17 protein-coding genes, 1 tRNA gene and 1 pseudogene are annotated in these 17,920 nt (G+C 63.7%); 6 read left to right on the forward strand and 13 right to left on the reverse strand.

The features are described from left to right. Positions 1-122: 122 nt before the first annotated feature. The 4 genes from ACFXS9_RS31960 to ACFXS9_RS31975 form a co-directional block, all read right to left on the reverse strand. Entirely contained in the window at positions 123-950 is an 828-nt protein-coding gene (locus tag ACFXS9_RS31960) for an ABC transporter permease (protein WP_392695981.1), read from the reverse strand. Further along, complete coding sequence (locus ACFXS9_RS31965) at positions 943-1,716, reverse strand: ABC transporter ATP-binding protein (protein WP_392695983.1); 774 nt, start codon at positions 1,714-1,716, stop codon at positions 943-945. Before ACFXS9_RS31965 ends, ACFXS9_RS31960 begins: the two co-directional genes overlap by 8 nt. Positions 1,717-1,860: 144 nt before the next feature. Beyond that, complete coding sequence (locus ACFXS9_RS31970) at positions 1,861-2,865, reverse strand: ABC transporter substrate-binding protein (RefSeq protein WP_392695985.1); 1,005 nt, start codon at positions 2,863-2,865, stop codon at positions 1,861-1,863. A 192-nt stretch (positions 2,866-3,057) separates the two neighbouring features. Next, the gene (locus ACFXS9_RS31975) at positions 3,058-4,422 is read right to left on the reverse strand and encodes an FAD-dependent oxidoreductase (RefSeq protein ID WP_392695988.1); all 1,365 of its coding nucleotides are present in this window, start codon (positions 4,420-4,422) and stop codon (positions 3,058-3,060) included. Between the two features lie 107 nt (positions 4,423-4,529). Between ACFXS9_RS31975 and ACFXS9_RS31980 the strand changes: the two genes are divergently transcribed. After that, a complete protein-coding gene (locus ACFXS9_RS31980) occupies positions 4,530-5,414 on the forward strand; it encodes a LysR family transcriptional regulator (protein ID WP_028347601.1) in 885 nt (294 codons plus the stop codon). A 14-nt stretch (positions 5,415-5,428) separates the two neighbouring features. On the opposite strand, the gene ACFXS9_RS31985 is transcribed toward ACFXS9_RS31980, so the two are convergent. From ACFXS9_RS31985 to ACFXS9_RS32005, 5 genes are all read right to left on the reverse strand, one after another. After that, a complete protein-coding gene (locus ACFXS9_RS31985; RefSeq protein WP_392695991.1) occupies positions 5,429-6,265 on the reverse strand; it encodes an aspartate dehydrogenase in 837 nt (278 codons plus the stop codon). After that, positions 6,262-6,546, reverse strand: a complete 285-nt coding sequence (locus ACFXS9_RS31990) for a type II toxin-antitoxin system RelE/ParE family toxin (protein ID WP_392695994.1) — start codon at positions 6,544-6,546, stop codon at positions 6,262-6,264. The genes ACFXS9_RS31985 and ACFXS9_RS31990 overlap by 4 nt, the downstream gene beginning before the upstream one ends. A gap of 2 nt (positions 6,547-6,548) precedes the next feature. Continuing rightward, a complete protein-coding gene (locus tag ACFXS9_RS31995; protein ID WP_392695997.1) occupies positions 6,549-6,758 on the reverse strand; it encodes a hypothetical protein in 210 nt (69 codons plus the stop codon). 88 nt (positions 6,759-6,846) lie between these two features. Further along, positions 6,847-7,650 carry an enoyl-CoA hydratase-related protein gene (locus ACFXS9_RS32000; RefSeq protein WP_392696000.1) on the reverse strand — a complete coding sequence of 268 codons (804 nt, stop codon included), beginning with the start codon at positions 7,648-7,650 and terminating at the stop codon, positions 6,847-6,849. A 76-nt stretch (positions 7,651-7,726) separates the two neighbouring features. After that, positions 7,727-9,040 (reverse strand): Spy/CpxP family protein refolding chaperone, encoded by a 1,314-nt coding sequence (locus tag ACFXS9_RS32005; RefSeq protein WP_392696002.1) that lies wholly within the window; start codon positions 9,038-9,040, stop codon positions 7,727-7,729. 192 nt (positions 9,041-9,232) lie between these two features. Here ACFXS9_RS32005 and ACFXS9_RS32010 point away from each other — a divergent pair, with 192 nt between their 5' ends. Both ACFXS9_RS32010 and ACFXS9_RS32015 read left to right on the forward strand, forming a co-directional pair. After that, positions 9,233-10,207, forward strand: a complete 975-nt coding sequence (locus ACFXS9_RS32010; RefSeq protein WP_392696005.1) for a ketopantoate reductase family protein — start codon at positions 9,233-9,235, stop codon at positions 10,205-10,207. Positions 10,208-10,230: 23 nt separating this feature from the next. Further along, complete coding sequence (locus ACFXS9_RS32015) at positions 10,231-11,010, forward strand: SDR family oxidoreductase (protein ID WP_392696007.1); 780 nt, start codon at positions 10,231-10,233, stop codon at positions 11,008-11,010. 94 nt (positions 11,011-11,104) lie between these two features. Here the strand turns inward: ACFXS9_RS32015 and ACFXS9_RS32020 are convergent. Both ACFXS9_RS32020 and ACFXS9_RS32025 read right to left on the reverse strand, forming a co-directional pair. Beyond that, positions 11,105-11,838, reverse strand: a pseudogene (locus ACFXS9_RS32020) (aspartate/glutamate racemase family protein). A gap of 170 nt (positions 11,839-12,008) precedes the next feature. After that, entirely contained in the window at positions 12,009-12,692 is a 684-nt protein-coding gene (locus ACFXS9_RS32025; RefSeq protein ID WP_392696009.1) for an alpha/beta family hydrolase, read from the reverse strand. A 239-nt stretch (positions 12,693-12,931) separates the two neighbouring features. Here ACFXS9_RS32025 and ACFXS9_RS32030 point away from each other — a divergent pair, with 239 nt between their 5' ends. Next, positions 12,932-14,779, forward strand: a complete 1,848-nt coding sequence (locus ACFXS9_RS32030) for a di-heme-cytochrome C peroxidase (protein ID WP_392696012.1) — start codon at positions 12,932-12,934, stop codon at positions 14,777-14,779. A gap of 201 nt (positions 14,780-14,980) precedes the next feature. On the opposite strand, the gene ACFXS9_RS32035 is transcribed toward ACFXS9_RS32030, so the two are convergent. Beyond that, positions 14,981-15,124, reverse strand: a complete 144-nt coding sequence (locus ACFXS9_RS32035; protein WP_392696015.1) for a hypothetical protein — start codon at positions 15,122-15,124, stop codon at positions 14,981-14,983. Positions 15,125-15,361: 237 nt separating this feature from the next. Here ACFXS9_RS32035 and ACFXS9_RS32040 point away from each other — a divergent pair, with 237 nt between their 5' ends. Next, positions 15,362-16,324 (forward strand): alpha/beta hydrolase, encoded by a 963-nt coding sequence (locus ACFXS9_RS32040; RefSeq protein WP_392696017.1) that lies wholly within the window; start codon positions 15,362-15,364, stop codon positions 16,322-16,324. A 58-nt stretch (positions 16,325-16,382) separates the two neighbouring features. Here the strand turns inward: ACFXS9_RS32040 and ACFXS9_RS32045 are convergent. Continuing rightward, positions 16,383-16,459, reverse strand: a tRNA-Arg gene (locus tag ACFXS9_RS32045). Between the two features lie 380 nt (positions 16,460-16,839). Between ACFXS9_RS32045 and ACFXS9_RS32050 the strand changes: the two genes are divergently transcribed. Then, positions 16,840-17,355, forward strand: coding sequence for a PRC-barrel domain-containing protein (locus ACFXS9_RS32050; RefSeq protein WP_392696020.1), 516 nt, complete (start codon positions 16,840-16,842; stop codon positions 17,353-17,355). The last annotated feature ends 565 nt before the right edge of the window (positions 17,356-17,920 follow it).

Here is a 17,920-nt window from a genome sequence, read left to right on the forward strand (position 1 = left end):
GTCGTCCCTGCGAACGCAGGGACCCATAACCACCGGCTTTCATTGTTGCGAACGGCGTCTGCTATATCGGCTCATTGACAAATCACGCGGTATGGGTCCCTGCGTTCGCAGGGACGACAGCTCTACCGCCAGTGTAACAACCGCGCTTCCAGCACATTGATCGCCTTGCCCACCGCAAGCCCGAACAGCGACAGGATCACGACGCCGGCGAGGAGCTGATCGGTCTGCATCAGATTGCCGGCCTGCAGCACGTAGGCGCCGATGCCGAATTGCGCGCCGATCATTTCCGCGCTCACCACCAATAGCAGCGCCACCGACGCCGTAATGCGGAATCCCGCAAGAATCGAGGGCAGCGCGCCGGGCCAGATCACTCTGATGACGATGGCATGGAACGGCACGTTAAAACTCTGCGCCATTCGGATCAGGTTACGCGGTACCGCGTCGACGCCGCTATAGACCGAAATCGCCGTGGAGAAGAACACCCCTAACGCAATGGTCGCGATCTTCGGCTCTTCGCCGATCCCGAGCCAGAGGATCAGGAGCGGCAGCAGCGCGATCTTTGGGATCGGAAACAGCGCGGAAATAAATGTGATGCCGACGCCGCGCGCCAGCGTCGAGAGGCCGATTGCAAAACCGACGATCACGCCGGCCACCGTGCCGATCAGCCAGCCTGAGCCGATGCGAACGACCGAAGCGGAAACATGCTGCCAGAGTGCGCCACTGACGGCGAGCTTGTAGATCGCAACCGCAATCGCTGATGGCGCCGGCAGGAACAGCGGATTGACCCAGCCGGCGCTGCCGGCGAGTTGCCAGAACGCGATCACCAGCGCCAGCGCGATCCACCCGGAAGCGCGGCCACCGCCTGGCATAAAACCCGCGCCGCGGAAGGCGACCGGCCGCGGAACGCTCCCGTCCTGCCGGGTATCCTGCGAGGGCGCGCGCTCAAGCATTTTGAACCTCGCGCTCGGCATCGATCGCCTCCTCGCGGATCAGCGACCACAACTGGTTCTGCAACGTCAGCAACTTGCCGCGGGCGTCGATGCCGCCGCGTTCGGCACGCGTCATCGGGATGCTCACGACCTCGCGCACGCGGCCGGGCCGGCGCGACAGCACCACCACACGGTCGGCAAGCCGCACCGCCTCTTCCAGATTATGCGTAACGTAGACCGCGCCCATCGCGCCATCGGCCAGCAGGCGAACGAAATCCTCCATCAGCAATTCGCGGGTCTGAGAATCCAGCGCCGACAGCGGCTCGTCCATCAGAAGAATCGCCGGCCGCACCGCAAGCGCCCGCGCGATGCCGACGCGCTGGCGCATGCCGCCGGACAATTGCTTCGGATAGGCGCCGCGAAAATCAGACAGGCCGGTGCGGCGCAGCGCGTCATCGACGACGGCCTGGCGCGCGGCGGCATCGAGGGCGGTATGAACCAGCGGAAACGCGACATTTGCTTCCACCGTGCACCACGGCAGCAGCGCAAAGTCCTGGAACACGAAGGTCAGCGGATTGAGACTGTTGTCCGGTGGCGCGCCGCGCAGCTCTGCCCGCCCCTCGCTCGGCCGCAACAGTCCGCCCAGGATCGACAGCAACGTGCTCTTGCCGCAGCCGGAAGGCCCCACGATCGCGACCACCTCGCCGGAGGCGACGGTGAAGGAGACGTCATCGAGCACGTCGAGGCCGCCGAAGCGGTGACTGATATGATCGGCGATCAGGTCCATGAGGTTCTCTCTTTCGAGCCTTGCACCGCTGCGCACCCTCTCCCGCTTGCGGGGAGGGCTGGGGTGGGGGGTGTTTCCGCATAGAGGGTGTCGCCGAGTGGATAGAATTCCCTCACCCGCAAGCGGGAGAGGTAAGAACTCCCATCAATCCGCCTTCACATATTCCTTCGCGATGATCGCATCCGCCGCAAATCCCTTGTCGACAAAGCCCTGCTCCTGCAGCCACGCGATCTGGTTGTCGACGTTCTTGACGTCGAGCTTGCCGTCAGGATCGATATAGGCGCAATTGCCGACCACCTGCTCGACCGGCAGATTGGTGTATTTGGCGATGATCTCGAGTAGCGGTTTTGTCTTGTCGCTGATCTCGGCCTTGCCGTCCTTCACGGAGGCCAGGATCACGTCGTGATACTCGCGGTCAGCGCGCACCAGCGCGCCCAGCAGCTTCGTCACCAGCACCTTGTTGGCAAGCGTCTTCGGTGAAGCAAACACCGCGCCTAACTGCCACGGCGTCTCATCGCCGACCCAGCCGAGAAACTTGGCGCCACCGGAATCCACCAGCGCCCGTGCGGTCGAGATCGGCAGCAAGGCCGCATCGACGGTTTCGCCCTTCAACGCGGCGGCGGCATTGGACAGCGACTGCAGCGGCATCACCTTTACGTCGGCGAGTTTGAAGCCGTATTTGTCGGCGAGCAGTCCCAGCGAATAGTGAAAGCTGGAGCCGACTTGAGTGACCGCAATGCGCTTGCCGGCGAGATCCTTCGGCGTCTTCAGCCCCGCGGCATAGGCGTTGTTGCTGGCGAAATAGCCGATCAAGGGATAGCCGGCCTTCTCGCGGCTCATGCCGCCGATCACCTTCAGCGTGCCCTTGCCGGCGAGATTATAGAGCCCGGCGGTGAACGCGGTGATGCCGAAATCGACGTCGCCGGACGTGGTCGCCACCGCGATCGGCTGCGCCGCATCAAAGAATTTCAGCTCGATGTCGAGCCCGGCCTCGCGGAAATAGCCCTTGTCCTGCGCGATGAACACCGGCGCCGAGGATGACAGCCGCAGTACGCCGATTTTCGCCTTCAGCGCATCATCGGCCCGTGCGATCCCGCCCGCCGCCATCGCCAACAGGCCCGCCAGCGCGAGCCGCGCAAACTTCATCATCCGGTTTCCTCCGCGTCTTGTTATTTGCATGCTATCCACTCGGATCGTCCCTGCGAACGCAGGGACCCATAACCACAGGGCTCGGCAATAGCAAAAGCCGTCCACCCAATTGCCCAAAGCAAGGCCGCGGCGTATGGGTCCCTGCGTTCGCAGGGACGACATAAACATATTCATCCTCCGGAGTGCACGGCTTCATAATCCCTCGGGCACCGCCTGATCCCGCCCGATGAACGCGCCCTGTTGTTTTAGCATCTGTTGCAACTTTTCAACTGCAATGTCGCGCGGAATCGTATTGCCTGATAGCGCCAATACCGCGGCGAGACCGGCCGCCTCCCCCATCGCAAAGCAGGCGCCGGAGACCCGCGCCGCCGACTGGCCCTCATGGGTCATCGAGGCGCAGCGCCCGGCCATCAGCAGATTGTCTATGCCCTCAGGCACCAGCATGCGATACGGCAATTCGTTGAAGCCGCGCGATTCCGGGATCGGCGGAAACTTGAAGACGACATCGCCGGCGACATGCTGCTCCATCGGCCAGCCATTGACGCCGATGGAATCCTCGAACGAGGCGCAGCCGAGCACATCCTCGCCCGACAGCATATAGCCGCCGACCACCCGGCGCGTCTCGCGGATGCCGAGCTGCGGCGGCAGGTCGACGATGTAGGATTTTTCGAAGCCGGGCACGGTGCGCAGGAATTCGAACGCCTGTACGGCCTGACGGCGGCCTTCGATCTCGCCGCGTGTCATCTGGTCGGGGTCGATGCCGCTGACCGCCGTGCCGTCCTCGCGCGCGAGCTGGGTAAAATTCACCCGCCACTCGATGCCGGAACGCTGCGGCCGCACGATCGCGGACTTGCGCGGAAAACGATGCGTGCCCGCGGCTTCGGCCTTTTCCATCAGCGCCGGAATCGTCCGCCACGCCTCGCCCGCCCTTTCCGGATCGATGCCGTTGAGGCGCAGCATCATCGATGGGTAAAGCATACTGCCGGCATTGTCGCCAACTTCGAAAGGTGCGCCCGCCCAGGCCGCGAGATCGCCGTCGCCTGAGCAATCGATGAATATGCCCGCGCGCACCGCCTGACGCCCCGCCTTGGTTTCCACCATCAGCGCGTGGATGCGCTTCTCATCATCCATCACCACACCGGCGCCAAGTGCGTGAAAGAGGATATCGACCTTATGCGCGGCCAATAGATCGTCGGCCGCGATCTTGTAGGCCGCGGTGTCATAGGCCTGCGCAAAAATCTTGCCGAGGATCAGATGCGGCGCATTGAGCCCATCGAGCCGGTCGATCCGCGCGAGCAGGTCGGACGCAATCCCCTGCACCACCCGGCGCATCTCGCCATGCACGTTGGCATGCAGTCCGCAAAAATTGGTCACTCCGGCGGCGGTGCCCATGCCGCCGAGAAAGCCGTAGCGTTCGATCAGAAGCGTGCGGCGGCCTGCGCGCGCAGCGGCCACGGCGGCCGCGATGCCGGCGGGCCCGCCACCGAGGACGGCAACATCATATTCGCCATAGACTGGCACCCGGCGCGCAGGTTCTTCGATCGTTTTCGCCGACACTGGTCGCCTTCCGTCCCTGTTTCTCGTTGCCGGCACTATGAATTGACACGTAACGGACTACAATCCGGCAAATTGCGCGATCAGCTTTCTCGAATCGTGAAAAGTGGATGGATACGCTCACCAATCTCCAGGCCTTTTTGGCCTCCGCCGAGGCCGGCGGCTTTTCGGCCGCGGCCCGCAAGCTCAATGTTTCGACCTCGGTCGTGTCGAAGCGAGTCACGCAGCTCGAGGACCAGATCGGCATCGCGCTGTTCCGCCGCTCGACCCGCCAGTTGCGATTGACGGAAGCGGGGCAGCGATATCTGCATCGCGCGCGCGGCGTGGTGGCCGATGCCAGCGACCTTCTCGCGCGCATGGGCGAGAAGGATCGCGACCTCGTCGATCACCTTCGCATCAAGGCCCCCACCTCGCTCACAATCGCCCGGCTTGCCGATGCATTCAGCGCCTTCCAGACGCAAAATCCGCGGCTGAAGCTTGAAATCGTGCTGATCGACCGACCGGTCGATCCGGTGACGGAAGGATTTGATATCGCCATCGGCGCGTTCCCGCATTCTTTCGGCGGCGTCGTTGACGAGCCGCTCTGCTCGCTCAAGCGGCTGCTATGCGCCTCGCCCGCCTATCTCGCAGCCCATGGCGTGCCCCAGCACCCGCGCGAACTGGTCGATCATCATTGCCTGAGCTTTCTCCCCACCGGATCAGAATGGACGTTCGACGGGCCGCGTGGCCGAACCAGCATCCAGGTGCGCCCGCTGTTGAGCTCAAACGAAGGCCATGTGCTGGTGAAAAGTGCGATCGCAGGCAACGGCATTGCCTTGATCTCGCACTATCTCGTGGCCGATGCGCTGCGCAGCGGCACATTGCAGGCGGTGCTGCCGGATTTTGTGATTCCCGAACTGTGGGTCAAGGCAGCCATTCCCGAGCGGCGGGTGAATGCCGCAGCCGTGCAGGCGCTGCTGCAGCATTTGAGACGCGCGCTCTCGCCGGCGCTGTAAGACGCGGGAGGCGCTTACGTTCCGACCTGCAGCGGCGAAGTGAGCTTGCGCAGCGCCGCGATCACCGAGAGCGCGGTGATGCGGCCGGTCTTCGGATTTTCCGAGGGGATGTTCTCGATCGACATCGTGAACGAGGCCGAGTCGGATTCGACCCTGATCTGGTGGCAGTTCCGCGTCACCGCCGGATCGGCCCAGATCTCGATCGTCGTGCGATCGGGCCCGATGCCGGCCAGCGACAACGCCGCCACCACGTTCACATTGGCGGGAAAGGCGGCGGCCGCATCGCGCGCCGAGCCCTTGAAGACACGCAGCGCGGATGTCAGGCCCTCCATGGAGATCCCGTTCTCGACGAGATAAGGCGCGCCGGCGAGACCTCGGGGCGGCTTGCGCGTGACCATCTGCACCGAATGGATAATGCCTTCGGCGGCGGCCGAAACCGCATCAAATCCGATCAAGGCGCCGGTCGGCACGATGATCTGGCCGCCATGCGCCCGGGCCAGATCGACGAGATCGGGACGCGGCAACAGTGCGCTGGCGCTCAGCACCATCACCTGCTTGCCGGCGGTTAGCATCGGCCGGCAGATATGGTCGAGAATTTCAGCCGGGGCGCATTCGACAACGAGGTCGGCATGATCCGGCAGCTCATCGAGCGAGATCAGCGGGCAGGAAATGCGTTCGCGATCGAACCATGCTCGCGCCTTCGCCTGATCCCTCGTCGCGATCGCCGTGAGCGAAAGGCCCGGCATCCCCTGCGCAAGCTTGCGCGCCACCGTTCGGCCGATCTCGCCCAGTCCGGCAATGGCGATGCGTTTGGATGGCAAGCTGTGGCGCTCCTGTGATCGCGTCGTCATTCACGTTCTCGATCCTGGGCCGCATGGAATACGCCGAGGATCAGCACCTCGTCAGGATCGGCCGTTCCGGTTTGATAGACAATAATATAGGGTAAGCCGCGTACTACCCACTCATGGGTACCAGGTACACGACCGGCATGTCCCATGCGCGGAAATTCCGCCAATCGCTCGGCGGCCAAACGGATGCGGCCGACCACCTGCGTGGCTGCAGCAGGATTGCGATCTCTGATATAGCTATAAATCGCGGCAATATGTTCCCGCGCTTCCGAGGTGAAGCGCAAGCTTACAGGCCGCATGACTTCCAAAGCGCCGCCATCTGCTCATCGGTTGCGAGCTTTCCTCGACCTTCGCGGATATCGCGCTGGATGCGGGCGACCTCTTCGGCTTGAGCATCAGTCAAACGATAGCGGCTCGCGTCCTGCCGCTCCATTTCAAGCAAGACTTCCGCCGCGTCCTCCTGGCGCTCCTTGGGCCAGTGGCGGACGCGCTCCATGAGCGTCTCAAGGTCCTTCGCTGTCATGGCTCCAATATAGCAAACTCTTCCGCATCTGCCACTGTTGTTCAGATGGGTAATGAAACAGCTATTTTGCCGTCGCCCCCCATCTCGCCGCCCGCTTCTCCGCAAACGACGCGAGCCCCTCCGACGCTTCCGCCGTCTGACGCCGCGCCGAGTGCATTTTCACCAGCCGCGCGTAGGCCTCGTCGTCGACGCCCATGCCGCCGAACGAGCTCTCCATCGCCAGCCGCTTGGTTTCGGCCAGCGCTTCGGGACCGTTGGCGAGCAGTTGCTCGACCACCTTCGCGCCTGCCATTTCCAGCTCCGCCAGTGGCACCACCTCATGCACCAGCCCGATGCGGCGGGCCTCTTCCGCGCCGAACCGTTCGCCGGTCAGCGCATAGCGGCGGACCTGGCGGACGCCGATGGCGTCGCAGAGTTGCGGAATGATGATCGCCGCCGTCAGGCCCCAGCGCACTTCGGTAATCGAGAACAGCGCATTGTCGGCGGCGATCACGACGTCGCAGGCCGAGATCACGCCGGTGCCGCCGCCGAAACAGCCGCCCTGCACCAGCGCGACCGTCGGGATCGGCAGCGTATTCAACCGCTGCACGGCCTCGAACGTCGCGCGCGACACCGCCTCGTTCTCATCGGCCGATTTCGGCCGCACGCCGTTGATCCATTTCAGGTCGGCGCCGGCCTGAAAATGCTTGCCATTGCCCTTGAGCACGACGACGCGAAGATTTTGCTTCCTGCCGAGATCATCCATCGCCGCGAGCACGCCGCCGATCAGTCCGCCATCATAGGCGTTGTTCACCTCGGGGCGATTGAGCGTGACCGTTGCGACGCCGCGCGCGTCGAGATTCCACAAAACCGGATCGGCAGTCATTCGGCGGCCCTCTGTTCGGCATGTCGTTTATGCCGAACCATAGGCCGGGATCGCAGGCGTTGTCACCGCCGACGATCTATCGGCGGCTGCGCCGCTGCATCATGTCTGCCCTGTTGGCAACGGACGTCCGCCGCGGTCCGATCGCCTCGAACTGGGCCTTCTGCTCGTCGTTCAACGTCGCATAGAATCCATCGAGGAAGGTGCGCACCTGCTTGACCGCCTGCAGCATGACGTCGAGCCGCTTGCCTGCCGCCGCAAGCCGCGCGGACGGCGTGGCGGCTTCCTCGGGCCGGCACGATGCGCTCAGCATCTCGCTGGCTTTGGCGCCCGCGTCCTGCAGGGCCGTGAGCTTGGCGCGCTGCGCATCCGTCGGATGCAGCCGCGCCTCGATCTCCTCGGTCGGCCATCGCAGGCTAGACGATTGCGTGACGTCGCAGGCCCGCGTCAATGACCTTCTGCCGCGCCGCTCGGCTTTCCTTTCCTGCTCCTCGGCGACCGCGTTCAGCCGCGCCTTCTGCTCGTCATTCAGAAGAGCATAGAACTTGTCGAGCGCCGGCTGCACGGTCGCGACGCCCGCGATCATCGCCTCGATGCGCTGTTGCATCGAAGCGAGCCGGCCAGACGCTGTCAGCGAAATCGAAGTCGGGCACGCCGCCTTGATCTTTTGCGCCGATGTCACCGACGCATTGGCGAGATCGTCGAGCGCCACGCGTTGGGTCTCGGTGGGCTCGATCACCTGTGCGATCAGGTCGATCGGCAGGCCAGCAATTTCACGGCTGTCGTCACCGCAGAATTGCGCCAGCCGGTCGTCACCGGAAGAGCCACGCGGCGGCAAATAGCCGGCCAAGCCTTCGTAATCATAGGGTCCGAAGAGGCCGGCATAGATGTCGTCATAGCCATAGTGCCAGAACGGCGCGCCGACGCCCGGTCCCCACAGCGTATAGTCGTAGATATCGTTGTAGGCGAAAGGCCAGAACAGCGGCCCGACCCAGCCATATCCGCCATTGCCGTGCTGCCACCAGCCACCGCCCCGGGGCCGGCCATATTGCCAGCCCGCCAGCGCCGCGCCCGCGGTCAGGCTGGCGCGGGCGGCGGGATTTCTCAGGACGGCAGTGCTGCGAGCGAGCGCACGCGCGTTCATCGCGCGGCCGCCGGCCGCGGCGCGGTTGATGCGAGGAGCGTGGAACGAGCGGAAACGCGCCGCTCTGCCGTGGAAATGGCCGCCGCCATGATGGCGCGCCCCGAAATGTTTGTGGCCATGACCGCCGCCATGATGTCCATGCCCGCCACCACGACCGCCGCCATGGCCGCCTTTCGCGACGGCATATCCGGCCGCCGACAGCGCGGTCGCGAGAACAATGATGGCAATTCCCAGCCCGAGTTTTGACATGGCACGCCCCACCATCGTTGCGTCACGAACCCTAACGCGCGTTGATGAACGCCAGTGGAACAGCAAGGTTCCCTCTGGCCGGGGCCGCGCGATCGCGCAACCCACCCTGTCGAACCGAGCCGGTTGCGCCCGAACAAGGCTTGTGAAAACTAGCAACGGCATTCCTTCCCCTCCCAGCAGGATTTTCCATCCATGCGGATTTGTGTTTTCGGTGCGGGCGCGGTCGGCAGCCATTTTGCGGTGCGGCTCGCACTGGCAGGACATGACGTTTCCTGCGTGATGCGGGGAGCGCATCTGGATGCCGTGAAAGCCAGCGGGCTGACGCTGCGGGTTGGAGATGGCGAGTTCGAGGCGAAGGTCAGCGCATCCAGTGATCCCGCCGCGCTGGGCCGGCAGGACGTCGTGATTTGCACGTTGAAAGCGACAGGCCTCTCCAGCCTCGCCACCGGGCTGCAGCCGCTGCTCGGCAGTGACACCGCCGTGGTGTTCGCGCAGAACGGCATTCCCTGGTGGTACGATATCGGGCTCTCGCCAAGCCATCCGCCGGTGCCGGATCTGGCCTTCCTCGATCCCGGCGGACGCCTGCGTGCGGCGATCCCGAGAGAGCGCATCGTCGGGGGCGTGGTGTTCTCATCGAATGAAGTCATCGCGCCGGGCGTGGTCGCAAACCTGTCGCCCGAGCGCAATCGGCTCCTGATCGGCGAGTGCGACGACCGCGCCAGCGAGCGCGTCGCGAAGCTGCGCGCAGCGCTGAACGCAGCTTCGATCGACTCACCCGAGGTCACGCAGATCAGGGAGACGATCTGGTCCAAACTCCTGACCAACATGTCGATGTCGGTGCTGTGTTTGCTGACCGGGCAGACTGCGCGCGCCGTACGCGACGATCCTGATCTCGCCGACATCGTGCCGCGCCTGCTCGACGAGGCCAACAGCGTGGCGCAACGCTGCTTTCCACAAGTCAAGCGCGTGACGCGATCCGGCCCCGCGCCCGACCACAAGCCGTCGATCCTGCAGGATTACGAACTCGGCCGCGCCATGGAGATCGACGTTTTGGTCCGCGCGCCCGCCGCCTTCGCCCGCGCCGCCGGACTTTCGACACCGATGCTCGACATGATGGCCGCGCTCGCGATCCGACAGGCGCGCGACAAGGGGCTCTACAAGACTTGAGAACAGCAAGTGGAAACCGCATCATGCATGTCAAAGACAAGGTCTGCGTCGTCACGGGAGCCGCGAGCGGCATCGGCGAGGCGGTGGCGCGCGCCTATGCGGAGGCCGGCGCGCGTGGCGTCGTGGTCGCCGACCTCAAAACCTCGCGCGAGAAGCTCGCCAAGGTCGCGGGCGACATCGACGGGCTGGCGATCACGGCCGACGTCGGGCTGGAGGAAGACATCAAGGCACTGATCGCGGCGGCCGAGGACAAGTATGGCCCGGTCGACGTGTTCTTCTCCAACGCCGGGCTCTCGCGCAAGGGCCAGGAGACCGCGTCTGACGCCGACTGGGAGGTGAGCTGGCGCGTCCATGTCATGAGCCATGTGTTCGCGGCCCGCGCGCTGGTGCCCGGCATGCTCGCACGCGGCTCCGGCTATCTCCTCAACACTGCTTCCGCCGCGGGCCTTCTGGCGTCGCTGAACTCGATGCCTTACGGCGTCACCAAGAACGCCGCGGTGGCGCTCGCCGAGCATCTCGCCATTCAGTATGGCGACCGCGGCATCCGCGTCTCTGTGCTGTGCCCGCAATCGGTGCAGACCGGAATGACAACGCCCGGCCCCAGCGCCGCGCGGATCGACGGCGTGTTGCAGCCACCGGAGGTGGCGCGCATGGTGATCGAGGCGATGGCGGAAGAACGCTTCCTCATCCTGTCGCACCCGCAGGTCGCCGAATACATCCAGCGCAAGGCCTCCAACCGCGACCGCTGGCTCGCCGGCATGCGCCGGCTACGCGACAAGATCTACGGCGCGCCGCAACAATAGCGTTTTCGAGCGAAGTGGGTTCCGGTTCGCGTAAAGAAAACGCGTCAAAATAAAGAATCTAGGGCTTCGGTTCGATTGGATCAGAACCGAAGCTCTAGCCTGAGGCTTTCGGCGCGAACGGCTGCAATATTCCGGTGTAATTTTTAACGACCGGCGACGCATACGAGCCGCGCCGGGAGGTCGTCAGCTTCAAACCAGCCAGCGCCTCGGCCTGCTTGACCGCTGCCGCCACACCGTCGACGACCGGCACGCCGAACTTCCGCGACAGTTTTTTGCGCGAGATCGGCCATGCCCGCACAGCCGAGCACGACCGCCTCGGCGCCCTTCTCGAGCGCACGGGCAATCTCGGCTTCAAGCTTGGCTTCCGCGCCGGAACCCGGCTTTTCGAGATCGAGCACCGCGACGTCGCAAGCGGTGACCTGCACCCTCTCCGCAAAACCATAGCGGCGCACCAGTTCTTCGAGCGGCACGATCGAGCGCGGCAGTGTGGTGACGATCGCGATGCGTTTTGCGATTTGACCAGCCGTTATCAGGGCGGCCTCGCAAATACCGACCACCGGAAAGGGCGCGGCGGTGCGGGCCGCATCGAGCCCGGTGTCGTCGAAGCAGGCGATGATGCCAGCGTCAGCATCCCGTGCATTCATCAGCGCCTGGATCAGGCCGGGCACGGCAAACGCCTCGTCGTAATAGCCTTCGATCGAAACCGGCCCCATCGCCGAGGTCACAGCGGATATTTCGGTGCCTGCAGCGGCTGCAGCGCGCGGCGGCGCCGATCGTTTCCGTCATCGAAGCAGTCGTGTTCGGGTTGACGATCAGGATTTTTGTCATGACGTATCGTAGCCAGGATGATGCGCAGCGCAACTCCCCCGTCGTCCCGGCCTTGAGCCGGGACCCATACGCCGCGGCCAGCGGAAAGTGCATGAAGGGAGACGGCTTCTTTCAACAACGCACAGTCGGGGTTATGGGCCCCTGCGTTCGCAGGGACGACACCGGAGAGATTAACGCACGACCTCGTCTACCCATGCCGCAAACGCATCCAGCGCCTCGTCCATCACCTCGCGATCGTTCCGCCCCGAACTCTTCAGCACATGGAAAGAATGATCGGCGCCATCAAGCAAATGCAGCGCCGCGCGCGATCCCAGGCTCTTCACGACCGGCTCGAGCAGACTCAATTCCGCCAGCGCGTCGCGCGTGCCTTGTAAGAACAGCATCGGGGCTGTGACGTCGGCGAGATGCCTAGCCCGTTCGCTGGAAGGTTTTCCAGCCGGATGCAGCGGAAAACCGAGAAACACCAACCCGCGAACGCCCGGCAACGGCGAAACCGCCTGCGCCTGCGACGTCATCCGCCCGCCAAACGATCGGCCGCCCGCGACCAGTGGCAGCGAGGCAAAGCGTCGCCCGGCTTCCGCCACGGCCGCTCGCACCGTTGCTTGCGCAACCGCAGGCGGATCGGGCCGCTTGCCGCCTTTTTCCATGTAGGGAAACTGATAGCGCAGCGTCGCAATGCCGCGCTCGGCAAGGCCTGTGGCAACCGTCTCCATCGACTTGTGTGTCATGCCCGCGCCGGCCCCGTGCGCAAACACGTAACAGGCACGGGGATGTGGCGGCTGCACCAATAGCCCCGAAACGGCCTCGCCGGGGTCGTTCTCGAGTCTCAAGCGTTCCGCCGCTTCTGCCGTCATGTGATCTGTCCGACACTTTTCTGCATGATGGAGACTCTATACTGGAAAACGCCCGGCGAATAATGACCGGCGCGGACCGCATCCCACGGCTCAAGGATTTGGATTCATGGACAGACCTACGGCGCCACTATAAGGTGGCATCATATTCAACCGCACGCCGAGGGTGATTCGCCTTGCGGCGTTTTTTGATAACAGACCGATATTGCGCGCCACGGGCGCGGTTTTAGCGAGGGCAGGCCATGCGGGGCAAAAGGATTGCGAAAATTGTGATCGCGCTGGCGGTCGTCGGCATCGGTTACGCCGCCGTCAAGGACGACATCGCCAAGCTCTGGCAGGATCTTCACGTCAAGATCGTGGAGCATCCGACACCGAAGAAAACCGTCTGGCTCGACCAGGGCATTCCTAAGGAAAAGCTGAGCTGGTTCTATCACGCCGATCAGGGAACGCGGACCTTCGGCTTTCCCTACGAATGGTTCATGGCGCTGGAGCAGCCGACGATTTCGTGGCTGCCGTTCACCAAGGTCGGCCTCTTCAGCGACCCCTCCTATCTCGACCACTACGGTTTCATTGCGGACACCATCATCCCCGGCAAGGAGGCGCTTCCGATCGGATTCGCGAAAGGCGGCCCGATGCTCGACCCGACCGGCGCGCCGTGGAAGAACCCGCGCAACAAGAAGGATATGACCGGCGTCGGCCTGACCTGCGCGGCCTGCCACACCGGCAGCTTCACCTACAAGGACACCGCCGTCGTCATCGACGGCGGCCCGGCGCTCACCAACCTCTTCGCGATGAAGCAGGGCATGGGCATCTCGCTGTTGCTCACGCGCTACTGGCCTGGGCGGTTCGACCGGTTCGCCGAGCGCATCCTTGGTTCGGACTCCACCGTCGACGACCGCGAGACGCTGAAGAACCAGCTCGACCAGGTCCTTGCCCAATACAAGCAGGTCAAGAATCTGGAAGAACGCGTTGCCTCCCAGAGCATCGTGGAAGGATACGGACGGCTCGACGCACTCAACCGGATCGGCAACCAGGTGTTTTCGATCGACCTGAAGAAGCCGGAGAACTATGCCGGCTCGTCCGCGCCGGTGCATTTTCCGCGGATATGGAACACGCCGTGGTTCGACTGGGTGCAGTACAACGGCTCGATCATGCAGCCGATGGTGCGCAACGCCGGCGAGGCGCTTGGCGTATCGGCGGAGCTCAATCTGACCGAACCGTCAAAGGGTCTGTACAAATCGAGCGTCGACCTGAAGTCGCTCGACGAAATGGAGCAGATGATCAAGGGCAAGAAGCCGCCGAACGCGAAGGACGGATTCTCGGGCCTGAAATCCCCGAAATGGCCGGGCGACATCCTGCCGCCGATCGACCAGAAGCTGGCCGACAAGGGCGCCGAACTCTACAAGACCCATTGCCAGGAATGTCACCGGCCGCCGGTGACGAGCGAGGCGTTCTACGATTTCAACAACAAGGACTGGTGGACCAAGAACGAGGCGGGCGAGGCTATCCTCAAGGTCGAGAACGTTCCGATCTCGCACATCGGAACCGATCCCGCGCAGGCGGCGGACATGATGGCCCGCACGGTCGCGGTTCCCGACCACCTCGGAATCAAAAGCAGCGGTTTTGCGTTCGCACTCGGCGAACTCGTCGAGAAGACCGTCAACACCATCTTCGATCAGCAGAAGCCGCCTGTGAGCGCTCCGGAGCGGAAACGGATGGATGGCTACATGCCGAACGAACTCCGGGGCGAACTGGCCTACAAGGTCCGTCCGCTGAACGGCGTGTGGGCGACGCCACCCTATCTGCACAACGGCTCAGTGCCGACCATCGACGATCTGCTCGGCGACCCGGAAAAGCGGCCGACGAAATTCTATCTCGGCAGCCGCGAATACGACCCCGTGAAGCTCGGTTACAAGACCGACCCGATCGCCAATGGATTCGAATTCGATACATCCATTCGCGGCAACTCGAACAGGGGGCACGAATTCAGGAAGGACTACGACAAGAACAAGGAAATCAAGGGCGTGATCGGACCGGCGCTGTCGGCCGACGATCGAAAGGCGCTGATCGAATACCTCAAGACGCTCTGAGTCATTCGAGCTGAGTCATTCGAGCGCCTTCGCGGCCGGGCTTCGCCCGGCCGTCGCCACCTGCGCGCCGGCCCGCCGCGTCGGAATCTGCCGCGTCGGAATCTAACGGCTGGCCACCAGCCGCAAATGCGGCTTGATCGTTTCCTCAAGCTCGGTCCTGAGCTGGTGCACGCGCGGATCACCCGAGCGCGCCGCGCACAGCTAATATTGGTTGACCGAGCGCGCCAGTGCACGCCGCTCGTCGGCGGTCCGCGTCACTTCCGGGCTGGACAGTTTCAGCACCATCCCGCCGAGTTGCACGAGCATTTCGTCGAGCGCCCGATCCATTCCGGCAATTTGATCCATCGCACCACTCCCTCTGGAAGGAGTAATGATCGGCGCGCCCGGCCGTTCCCAGCGCGCGATCGGTTAGGGATAACCAGAAGTAAACGGACCACGATTCTATCGACGCCGCCCGCACATCGGCTTGAAGGAATCATTATCAATTGAAGGATGCGGGCTCCGGCCTGCTCTGGAAAACGCCGTAATTGCGGCGGCCGCGCCCGTTACCTATGCTGCCGTCCTGTTCCGCATGAGGCCCGCATGATTCCGCCGCTTGATCCCGTCGTCGCCCAGATCATTCCGCTGCTGCCGTTGCGCGATCCCGCGACGATGACACCGCAGAGCGCGCGCGATGCGCTCCGCGCATTGGCAGCCTCGCGCGCGGCAGTTCCGCCGCCTCCGGTGATGAGCACGGAAGACATCAAGGTGAAAGGCGCGGCCGGATTCCTTGCGGCGCGGGTCTATCGGAACTCGAACGAAAAATCGCCGACGGTCGTGTTCTTTCACGGCGGCGGCTGGGTTGCAGGCGATCTCGAAACCCATGACCGGCAGGCGCGCTGGCTCGCGATCGAGACCGGCGCCGTCGTCGTCTCGGTCGATTACCGCCGCCCGCCCGAGGTGTGCTTTCCCGGCGCCTTCGAGGATGCCTTCACGGCCACGCAGGACGTCATCGCCCGCATCGCCGAATTCGGCGGCGATGCCGCGCGCGTCGGCGTCGCCGGCGACAGCGCGGGCGGCAATCTGGCCGCCACCACCGCGATCGCCTGCCGCGACGCCGGCATCAGGCTATCAGCGCAGTTGCTGGTCTATCCCGTCACCGACGTTGCCGGAAATTTCGCGGACGCGACCGAAAACGCCCGCTTCCCCTCGCGCAGCGAGAACGCAGAAGGCTATTTCCTCACCCGCGCCACCATGGAATGGTTTTGCGGCCATTACCTCGAAGACAAAGCCCACGGCACCGACTGGCGCGTCTCGCCGCTCCGCGCCAGGGACCTTGCAGGCGTGGCGCCGGCGATCGTCTGCACCGCGTGGTTCGATCCGCTCCGCGACGAAGGCAAGGCCTACGCCGATGCGCTGAAGGCCGCCGGCGTGCCGGTCAGCCATTACGACGGCCTCGGCCTGATCCACGGCTATTTCGGCCTCGGCGAGGCGTCGGAGACCGCGAAGCGAGAAGCACAGCGGGCGCGGGCGGATTTCAAGGCGCTGCTGGAAGCGTGCGTCTAGCGAGGCGTTGCGCTATCCGGTCGAAGGAGCACTCACGCTGCGTTGTGGTCGTGCGTGCTGGCGATCCCGGGAAGACTCGAACTTCCGACCTACGGTTTAGGAAACCGTCGCTCTATCCGGCTGAGCTACGGGACCGCGGACCCGCATGGCAAGGCAGGTGCTTGGGACGCTTCATAGCAAAGCAGGCGCGGCATCGCCAGCCCCTCCGGGCCGCCCCGCTTTGGGCCCCGCAAAGGGATTCCCGCGTCGATCCAAGACCAAAAAGGAGCCGCCCGCCGACGGCTCCAGTTGCGGCTTTTCTGCCCCGTGTACCGCCGTTACCTTGTTTGCGGCCATACCTCTTCAACATACGGCTGATTCGACCTCTCGCACGTGGCCCGGGGAGCGACACAGTCGAAGAAACCCGACGCCACACCGCATCCTCAAGTCATGCCGAAACTTCCCCCGAATGCCGTGGAACGTTCGCGCATGCGTTCTGTTCTAGGGAAACACGTCGACTTTCCGAGGAGGACAAAATGCAGAAACTCCTAGCCGCGGCTCTTTTGAGCGCCGCCGTCTTCAGTGCTCCCGCCTATGCGCAGACCGCGCAAACGGCTCAGCCCGCCGCCCCCGCCGCGACGGCCGGCTCGCAGGAAAAGATGGAGCTCAAGGGGAACTGGCGCGCGTCCAAGCTCATGGGCCTCGACGTCTATAATGACGGCAATGAAAAGCTCGGCGAGATCAACGAGCTGATTCTCGACAAGGAGGGCAAGGTCAATGCGGTCGTGATCGGCGTCGGCGGCATCCTGGGCGTCGGCGAGCACGACATCGCCGTTTCCATGGACAAGCTCAAATTCGTCGAGGAGCCGGTCCGCACCAGCTCGACGGCGCCCGGAGCGACTACAGGCACGCAGCGCGAGACCACGACCGGCGCGGCCACGACAGGCACGGCACGCAGCGGCGATGCGAACGATTGGATGCCCGATCACGCCGTGATGAGCGGCACCAAGGAGCAGCTCAAGGCAATGCCGCAGTTCAAATATTCAGACTAGAACTGAGGCACCGGGATGACCGCGTGCGAATCGAAGGTCACGAGAAACGTCGCACCGTCGGGCGCGCGACAACGGTTCACTCTTGCGTCTTACCGCCGCGGAGCTCAGTGGTCGTCATGCGCTGTGGAGAAGATGGTTGATCGGAAGCAAATTAAGCTTCGGTCGTCCTCGCCGTGCGGCGCGTCGCTTTGCTGTTGTACACGATCGGTGGAACGGTTGATTTGCGAGCTTTTGGAATTCAGCTGCTGCCGGAATCTCCAGTTGCACTTGTAAGCCCTGCTATGGCGCGCACAGGGCGTCCCTTGTGCGTACTTGGCTCCCTGCCTTAAATTAACATTCAACCTGGACCACTCAGCGGCGCTGATCAATTCGGCTTGAACTTAACCTTAACAGAAGGGCCGTCGTTTGTATAAGAGTCAAAACAGTTGCGAGAGCCCAGCTTGCAGGAAATATTTTTGCAAAAGGTCTTTTGAAACGATTCCCGTGCCCGGGTTGTTTTAAGCCGCGTAGGCCTTCCGTTCAGCTTAGTAATATCACAACATCGTAAGCTAGATTCGCTGACTCT

The sequence above is a fragment of the Bradyrhizobium sp. RDI18 genome, from assembly GCF_043203335.1.
Taxonomy (GTDB): Bacteria; Pseudomonadota; Alphaproteobacteria; order Rhizobiales; family Xanthobacteraceae; genus Bradyrhizobium; species Bradyrhizobium retamae.

What these genes read in the sequence shown, in the direction of transcription:
- ACFXS9_RS31985 (WP_392695991.1), bottom strand. Translation starts at nt 6,265, where the DNA reads ATGACGACGCGATCACAGGAGCGCCACAGCTTGCCATCCAAACGCATC.
- ACFXS9_RS31960 (WP_392695981.1), bottom strand. Translation starts at nt 950, where the DNA reads ATGCTTGAGCGCGCGCCCTCGCAGGATACCCGGCAGGACGGGAGCGTT.
- ACFXS9_RS32035 (WP_392696015.1), bottom strand. Translation starts at nt 15,124, where the DNA reads ATGGATCAAATTGCCGGAATGGATCGGGCGCTCGACGAAATGCTCGTG.
- ACFXS9_RS32005 (WP_392696002.1), bottom strand. Translation starts at nt 9,040, where the DNA reads ATGTCAAAACTCGGGCTGGGAATTGCCATCATTGTTCTCGCGACCGCG.
- ACFXS9_RS32050 (WP_392696020.1), top strand. Translation starts at nt 16,840, where the DNA reads ATGCAGAAACTCCTAGCCGCGGCTCTTTTGAGCGCCGCCGTCTTCAGT.
- ACFXS9_RS32010 (WP_392696005.1), top strand. Translation starts at nt 9,233, where the DNA reads ATGCGGATTTGTGTTTTCGGTGCGGGCGCGGTCGGCAGCCATTTTGCG.
- ACFXS9_RS31980 (WP_028347601.1), top strand. Translation starts at nt 4,530, where the DNA reads ATGGATACGCTCACCAATCTCCAGGCCTTTTTGGCCTCCGCCGAGGCC.
- ACFXS9_RS32015 (WP_392696007.1), top strand. Translation starts at nt 10,231, where the DNA reads ATGCATGTCAAAGACAAGGTCTGCGTCGTCACGGGAGCCGCGAGCGGC.
- ACFXS9_RS31970 (WP_392695985.1), bottom strand. Translation starts at nt 2,865, where the DNA reads ATGATGAAGTTTGCGCGGCTCGCGCTGGCGGGCCTGTTGGCGATGGCG.
- ACFXS9_RS31965 (WP_392695983.1), bottom strand. Translation starts at nt 1,716, where the DNA reads ATGGACCTGATCGCCGATCATATCAGTCACCGCTTCGGCGGCCTCGAC.
- ACFXS9_RS32030 (WP_392696012.1), top strand. Translation starts at nt 12,932, where the DNA reads ATGCGGGGCAAAAGGATTGCGAAAATTGTGATCGCGCTGGCGGTCGTC.
- ACFXS9_RS31995 (WP_392695997.1), bottom strand. Translation starts at nt 6,758, where the DNA reads ATGGAGCGCGTCCGCCACTGGCCCAAGGAGCGCCAGGAGGACGCGGCG.
- ACFXS9_RS32040 (WP_392696017.1), top strand. Translation starts at nt 15,362, where the DNA reads ATGATTCCGCCGCTTGATCCCGTCGTCGCCCAGATCATTCCGCTGCTG.
- ACFXS9_RS32000 (WP_392696000.1), bottom strand. Translation starts at nt 7,650, where the DNA reads ATGACTGCCGATCCGGTTTTGTGGAATCTCGACGCGCGCGGCGTCGCA.
- ACFXS9_RS32025 (WP_392696009.1), bottom strand. Translation starts at nt 12,692, where the DNA reads ATGACGGCAGAAGCGGCGGAACGCTTGAGACTCGAGAACGACCCCGGC.